The organism is Ureibacillus endophyticus (assembly GCF_003628435.1).
Classification (GTDB): domain Bacteria; phylum Bacillota; class Bacilli; order Bacillales_A; family Planococcaceae; genus Ureibacillus; species Ureibacillus endophyticus.
In genome coordinates this window covers 187,364-194,895 of sequence record NZ_RBZN01000002.1, presented here as the reverse complement: position 1 = coordinate 194,895, position 7,532 = coordinate 187,364, and the positions used below count along the sequence as shown (strand labels likewise).

At 35.4% G+C, this 7,532-nt stretch carries 5 protein-coding genes; all 5 read right to left on the bottom strand.

Going from position 1 to position 7,532, the window contains the following annotated elements:
* Positions 1–185: 185 nt before the first annotated feature.
* Positions 186–1,265, bottom strand: a complete 1,080-nt coding sequence (locus D8M03_RS02190; protein WP_121213043.1) for a BMP family lipoprotein — start codon at positions 1,263–1,265, stop codon at positions 186–188.
* Between the two features lie 50 nt (positions 1,266–1,315).
* Entirely contained in the window at positions 1,316–2,044 is a 729-nt protein-coding gene (locus D8M03_RS02185) for a GntR family transcriptional regulator (RefSeq protein ID WP_121213042.1), read from the bottom strand.
* 167 nt (positions 2,045–2,211) lie between these two features.
* Positions 2,212–4,554: a DNA translocase FtsK gene (locus D8M03_RS02180; protein ID WP_414674140.1), complete on the bottom strand. Its 2,343-nt coding sequence runs from the start codon at positions 4,552–4,554 to the stop codon at positions 2,212–2,214.
* Between the two features lie 159 nt (positions 4,555–4,713).
* Positions 4,714–6,381 carry a ribonuclease J gene (locus tag D8M03_RS02175; protein WP_121213040.1) on the bottom strand — a complete coding sequence of 556 codons (1,668 nt, stop codon included), beginning with the start codon at positions 6,379–6,381 and terminating at the stop codon, positions 4,714–4,716.
* 237 nt (positions 6,382–6,618) lie between these two features.
* On the bottom strand, positions 6,619–7,521 hold the full coding sequence (gene dapA / locus D8M03_RS02170; protein WP_121213039.1) for a 4-hydroxy-tetrahydrodipicolinate synthase: 903 nt from the start codon (positions 7,519–7,521) through the stop codon (positions 6,619–6,621).
* Positions 7,522–7,532: the final 11 nt, after the last annotated feature.

Sequence of the window (7,532 nt, the reverse complement as noted above, 5' to 3'; positions counted from 1 at the left end):
ATATTGCACGTATCACCTTTCATAACTTGTTTCTCGTCAATTCAAGTATATCGAAATCGGTGGTTACGTGCTTTTTTATTGTCAAAAATTGTAGTAAAACCCCAACAAATATTATAGAACCTTAAGTTTCTAAACATTAAAAGAACATGAAGACTAGCTAGGCTAGCCTTCATGAAAACCTAAAATTATTTCTCAGGTTGTTCTGGAACTTTAATTGTTCCATCAATAATTTGTTGTTTATATTCTTCAATTTTTGCTAAGTTTTCTTCAGAAATAGCACCGCGAGAATCAGCTAAGTCTACACCTTGGTCTTTTAAACCATAAGTGATTGTTTGTCCACCAGGGAAGTTACCTTCTTTAGCTAATTTTGCAACTTCTTGAGCTGCAACGTCAACGCGTTTTAATACAGATGTTAATACGATGTTTGTATTATCATCAACTTTACCTTCATCATATTGGTCACGGTCTACACCGATAGCCCAAATATTTGCATTAGGATCTTTTTGTTTACGTTCTTTTGCTTCTGTAAATAAACCGTTACCTACACCACCAGCAGCGTGGAAGATAATATCTACACCTGAATCATACATGCTTTTTGCAATTTGTTGACCTTTTGCTGCATCTGTGAAAGACTCTGCATATTTTACATCAACTTTGATATCTGGATTAATTGCTGCTACACCAGCTTCGAATCCAGCTTGGAATCCACCAATGATAGCACCTTCCATACCACCGATGAAACCAATTTTGTTTGTTTTTGTTTCAAGAGCTGCAGCTACACCTGCTAAGTATGAAGCTTCGTTTGCACGGAACATAATTGATGCTACGTTATCTCTACCATCAACAACTTCGTCAATAATAGCGATTTTTGCTTCTGGTTTTTGACCAGCAATTTCATCAACTGCATCATGTAATGCGAAACCTACTGCAAATACTAAATCAAAGTCACGACGAATTAAGTTATTTAAGTTTGTTACATAATCTGATTCTGATTTTGATTCTAAATAATCAATACCACCATCGCCTTTTTCAAGGCCATTTTCTTCACCAAATGCTTGGATACCTTCCCAAGTTGATTGGTTGAATGATCTGTCATCTACCCCACCAGTATCTGTTACCATTGCAACAGAGAAGTTTTCAGCAGTTTCTTCAGTACCAGTGTTCGTATCTTTTTCTTCTGTTTCATCTTTTGTACCACATGCGCCAAGGATTGTACCAAGTGCTAATAACCCTGATAACGCAAAGGCAAATTTACGTTTCTTCATGAGATAACCCCCCAAGATTTTGTAATTAGCAGGAATTTTTGAACCTTGCTCTACACTCTTTTACGAATTACATGGAAACTGAACTTATCAGCCCGGAAGTAATTCTTAGAGTAGAGAACAACACAATCATTATCATCATAATGTAGTTGTTTTAATACAAGTAATGCTGTTTCTCGACCGCAGTTTAATATAGGTGATACTTGTTCATGATATCCAATTGGATCAATGTAAGTTACAGCATAGGCCACGTGAATGTCACCAGATTGTTCAAGCGACGAGAAAATGGATACTTCTTTTTTCTGAACGAAATCTTCTGGAAGATGTTTAGCCAATACCTTGTCCACACAGTAGACTACAGGTTCATCATTAGCTGTTCTTACTCGTTCAATTGTAATTACCAAGTCATTTGCGTCACAGCCAAAGCGTTCTAAATCATCTTCTGTTGGAGTGTCTTCAGTTGCCTTAATGAAAATTGTTCCTGGTGTCATCCCAGCTTTTTCAATCATGGATGAAATACTCGATAATTGTTCAATACCTGAAGAAAAGACAGGTTTTGGATTTACGAATGTTCCAACTCCATGGCGGCGAACGATAACATTCTCTTCTTCTAATAATCTTAGCGCTTCACGTAATGTTGCACGACTTACCCCAAGTTCTTTTGAAAGTATAAATTCGGAAGGAAGTTTTTCATTTTCTTTATATATTCCTTTTTCGATATCCGATTTTAAACGATCAATTACTTGTAGGTATAAATGACGATGGTCTGCTTTTATTGACATTTCATCACCACCACAACAAAAGATCAGACATCTGATGTTGAACATTCCTACTAATCGTTCATACTATACCATTTTTATTCATTAAAGGAAATAGATTTGCATACAATTATTCTTTAATAAAAGTAGATTATTAACGTTTTTTGACATTAATATGCTATTATTAAAGGCTATCCATTTTCGACTCCTGCTTTTGTAATAAGTACTTGTCGAGGTCTACTACCATCTGGTGGACCAACTACTCCCCTCAATTCCATCTGATCGACAATACGTGCTGCTCTTGAATAACCAATTCTAAAACGACGCTGTAACATCGAAACGGAAGCGGTCTGCATCTCAACTACAAGTTGTACAGCTTCGTCATATAATTCATCAGTTTCATCTTCAAAAGTTTTATCTGGTTCGTCTGTTGGAATCATAGTTTCATCATATTGAGCTTTTTGTTGTTCAATTACAAAATCAACAACTGCCTCTACTTCAGCATCTGAAACAAACGATCCTTGGACACGAATTGGCTTTGAAGAACCAGCTGGTAAAAATAACATATCACCTCTCCCTAATAATCGTTCAGCACCACCCATATCTAATATTGTGCGCGAATCGACTGCAGATGATACTGCAAAAGCAATACGTGAAGGAATGTTTGCTTTAATAACTCCAGTAATTACATCCACTGATGGTCTTTGTGTTGCGATTATTAGGTGTATACCTGCTGCACGTGCCATTTGCGCTAATCGAGTAATCGAATCTTCTACATCATGGGAAGCAACCATCATCAAATCTGCTAACTCGTCAATAATAACAACGATATAAGGTAATTTTGGCTGTTTTTCATTTTGAGTTCTATTAATCTGTTCTATATGGTCGTTGTATCCTTTAATATTTCGAGTACCTGTATGGGAAAACAAATCATATCTGCGTTCCATTTCAGAAACTACTTTTTGCAATGCTTGTGACGCTTTTCTTGCATCCGTTACTACAGGTGCTAATAAATGTGGAATTCCGTTATATACATTTAATTCAACCATTTTTGGATCGATTAACATCATTTTTACTTCATGGGGAGCTGCACGCATTAAAATGGATAAGATAATTCCATTAATACAAACACTTTTCCCACTTCCTGTAGAACCAGCTACAAGTAGATGGGGCATTTTATCAAGTTCAGATAAAATTGCTTGCCCAGTAATATCTCGACCAAATCCAATTAATAATTTTGAATTTGGCTTATTATTTTCTTTTGCCTCCAGTACCTCCCTTAACGTAACCATGGCAATCTCACTATTTGGTACTTCAATACCGATTGCTGACTTACCTGGAATCGGTGCTTCCATCCGAATATCCTTCGCTGCAAGGGCTAATGCTAAATCGTCTTGAAGACTTACGATTTTACTCACCTTTACCCCAATATCAGGCATTACTTCATACTTTGTAACAGCTGGACCTAGATGAACTTGAGTTACTTTCGCTTTTACACCAAAACTATAAAAAGTTTGTTCAAGCTTTTTCGCATTAGATTGAATAATGGAATATTCACCACTTTGATCATGGGAGGGAGGAAGTTCTAACAAGTTCATCGATGGTAATCGATAATTTATGTTTTCAACATTTACTTCTACAGCTTGTTGAAGGGATTTATCAAATTTTTCAATGTCTTCCCTGTTTTCTTCAGGTACTTCTTCAACATTTACTTTTTCTTGTTTTGGTTGTTCCTTATGGATATTACGTGTAAATGCCTGTATGATCGGTTCTTCTATTTGCTCCTCTTCTTCAAAATAATGTGAGGGTTGATTAATTGGGACTTTTTCATCCGTAGTCATCGCTATTTCATCTGCTATTGATTTCTCTTTAGCCTTTCTACGCCGTTTTGGTTTTTCGTCTTTTACTACGGATCTTTTACTTCTTTTTCTTCTTCTAGGGAAACTTTTTTTAATTTTTGGTGCTTTTTCTATTATTAAAGGAACAAATGCTTTTCCAGTAATTAAAATGATACCAATAAATAATATAAACCATGCAGCAATTTTTGCTCCTGCAGAATCAAACAAAATATGGAACATGCTAAAAAATAGTGCACCAATCATACCACCACCTAATGCACTACTACGATTTTCGATGCCATCCATTTCAATAAGTAATCGCCAAGTTTCCCTCAAAACGGAATCTGTTAGTAGTTTGTTGCTTTTATATAATTCTTCAAATAATACACTATGTCCAAATATCGATAAGCTTAATAGAATTAAAATAGATCCCTGTACAACTCGATCTTTAAAGGAAATCCCTTTTCTTTGGACCATTAATAATACTGCAGTGAATACTGCAAAAAATGGAACTGCAATATATAGGTTTCCAAAAAGAAACATCGATATTGTCTGAATTGTGCGACCTACAACTCCATATTCAAAAAATACGATAATTGCAAAGGCAATTAATAATAGGCCAATAATTTCATAAGCTAACGGATGAAGTCCTGTTTTTGCTTTTGTACTCGGCTTTTTCTGTGCCACTTTTTTCACCTACTTTTCTATTACAACTAAACTATCATATATTTTAGCGAAAAAAAGGATTTCCTTTACCGTTAATTCGGCTAAGAAAATCCTTCTCGGTTGATGACGATTAATCCTTCAAGTTTTAAACTATTTTTTTGTCGACAACCTGTTTTAAAACTTTTGTGCTTAATATTCCATAATAATTGGGATAATCATTGGGCGGCGCTTTGTTTTTTGGAATAAGTAAGCGTTAAGCGTATCACGGATTTCTTGTTTAATGTTTGTCCACTCGAATGTATCTTTATCTACATACTTTTCAATAACACCACGTGCGAGGTCAGTTGCTTCTAGTATTAACTGTTCGGACTCACGCACATAAACAAATCCGCGAGATAAAATTTCTGGGCCAGATGCAATTTTCTTTTGAGCTCTGTTCAAAGTTACAACAACTATGAAAATGCCATCTTGTGAAAGTAATTTACGATCACGTAAGACAATATTTCCGACATCTCCAACACCGATACCATCAATTAGTACATTACCAGCTTGTACACGGCCGCTCATACGCATTTTGCCATTTTTGTATTCTACAATATCACCTTTATCGGCAATAAAAATTTGTGATTTTTGTAATCCCGTTGCTTGTGCTAACTTAGAATGGGCGATTAACATTCTATATTCGCCTTGTATTGGGATAAAGTATTTTGGTTTCATTAGGTTTAACATCATTTTCAAGTCTTCTTGACTACCATGACCTGATACATGAACTTTTTTATCCGATGTTAAAACCGTAGCACCCAGTTTAGCAAGATTGTTCATTGCACTTGCCATCTGAATTTCCATCCCCGGTGAAGGAGTGAAAGTGATTAGCACAGTGTCTGTTTCTTTAATTCGAATGTCGCGATGTTGTTTTCGAACAATCTTATCTAACGCTTCTAAAGGTTCACCTTGGTTACTCGTAATAATAATGATTAATTCTTCATCATTATATTTTTGAATTTCACTAACAGGAATTAGTGTGGATTCATCGATTGTTAAATAACCAAGTTTTACACCTATATCGATTACTTTTTCTAAACTTTTTCCAATCACTGCGATTTTGCGATTCGAATCTTGTGCTTGGTTAAATACTTGTTGAATTCGGATAAAATTCGATGCGTAAACTGCAACAATAATTCGTGCAGGTGCTGAATAGAAGTATTTTGCTAACTTTTCTTCAATTACCGTTTCACTTGTTGTATATCCTGGTCGCTCTGCTTCTGTTGATTCAGAAAGTAAAATAAATACACCCTCTTCACCAATTTGTGCCATTTTTGATAAATCAGGTTTGTACTTTCCTTTTGCAGATTGGTCAAATTTAAACTCTCCAGTATGCACGATAGCACCTTCTGAAGTATGGAATACAATTCCTAGAGAATCAGGAATGCTATGTGTTACATGGAAGAATGTCACATACGTAGAGTTGAAGTTCATTCGACTTTTGTTCGTCACTTCAAAAAATTTAACTGGGTGTGGCACTGGTAAGTCTTTAATATGTTCCTTAGCCAATGCAATTGTTAACTTCGATCCATAGACTGGTGCTTTAATTTTTTGTAGTAAATATGATATTGAACCAATTGCGTCTTCGTGTCCATGAGTTAAGAAAATACCTTTAACACGCTCTTTATTTTCTTCTAAGTAAGTAATATCCGGAATGACAATATCGATTCCAAGCATTTCATCTTCTGGAAACATCAAACCACTATCAACGACAAATAGTTCGTCATCTATTTCAATTACGTACATAGATTTTCCGATTTCTCCCACTCCGCCAAGGGGGATTACACGGATTACTTCATTTTTTGTTTTCGTCACTTGATTTCCTCCTAAAATATCCCGAACGCACAACCACTTAAATTCATTATACGGTGTCCAGTAATGAAGCACAAATAAAAAAGCGTAAATTTTAATAATAGCTACCAGATATGGAGAATTCGCTATTAATCTCTTGTTTTATTCTCAGTGAACAATAGCTACCAAGTTTTACTTAGCAGCAATGAAAAAAGACTGTAGACAAACTCAATGCTATGAGTTTATATACAGTCTAAATGTTTAGGAATTTATGTTTAACTTTTTCATTTTTTCTTGGAATGTGTTCCATACTTGATCAAACGCTGCTTTATCTTCGTCTGTCAATTCAACTAATGGAAGTCTTACCTTTTCTACATTAAATCCTACTTTACTCATTGCGTATTTAACTGGAACTGGATTAGGGTTTGCGAATAATTGTTTTATTAATGGTAATAACGCTTGATGGATTGCTGCTGCTTTCTTATGATGACCTTCTTCAAAAGCGCGAATCATTGCTTGCATTTCATTGCCAACAACATGAGATGCTACAGAAATAACTCCACGCCCTCCAATCGCAATTAGAGGTAGTGTTAACGAGTCATCTCCACTATAGATAAATGTATCATCAGAAACATTTGCTAATATTTCTGTCATTTGATCTAAATTACCACATGCTTCTTTCACAATACGAATATTCGGTATTTTGCTTAAAGTAATCGTCGTTTCAGCTGCAATATTTACACCTGTTCGACCTGGTACGTTATATACCACGATTGGTAAATTCGTTACCTTTGAGATTGCCTCAAAGTGCGCATAAATACCGCGCTGATTTGGCTTATTATAAAATGGAGCAACAACCATAATGCCATCAGCCCCAAATGACTCAACCACTTTAGTTGCTTCAATTGTGTATGCTGTATCGTTCACTCCAACACCAGCAATTACTGGAATTCGTTTATTTACTTTTTTAATTGTAAAATCAATAAAGTCCCTTTTTTCCTGAATTGATAATGTTGGGGTTTCACCTGTCGTCCCACATACAACAATTGTATCTGTACCATTTTGAATTAAATATTCAATTATTCCCTCTGCTACTTCATAATTAATATTACCATTTTCATCAAATGGGGTAACCATGGCAGTAGCAATTCTACCTAAGTCCAATCAATAACACC

Coding starts and splice junctions, on each gene's coding strand:
- D8M03_RS02185 (WP_121213042.1), bottom strand. CDS start 2,044: ATGTCAATAAAAGCAGACCATCGTCATTTATACCTACAAGTAATTGAT.
- D8M03_RS02190 (WP_121213043.1), bottom strand. CDS start 1,265: ATGAAGAAACGTAAATTTGCCTTTGCGTTATCAGGGTTATTAGCACTT.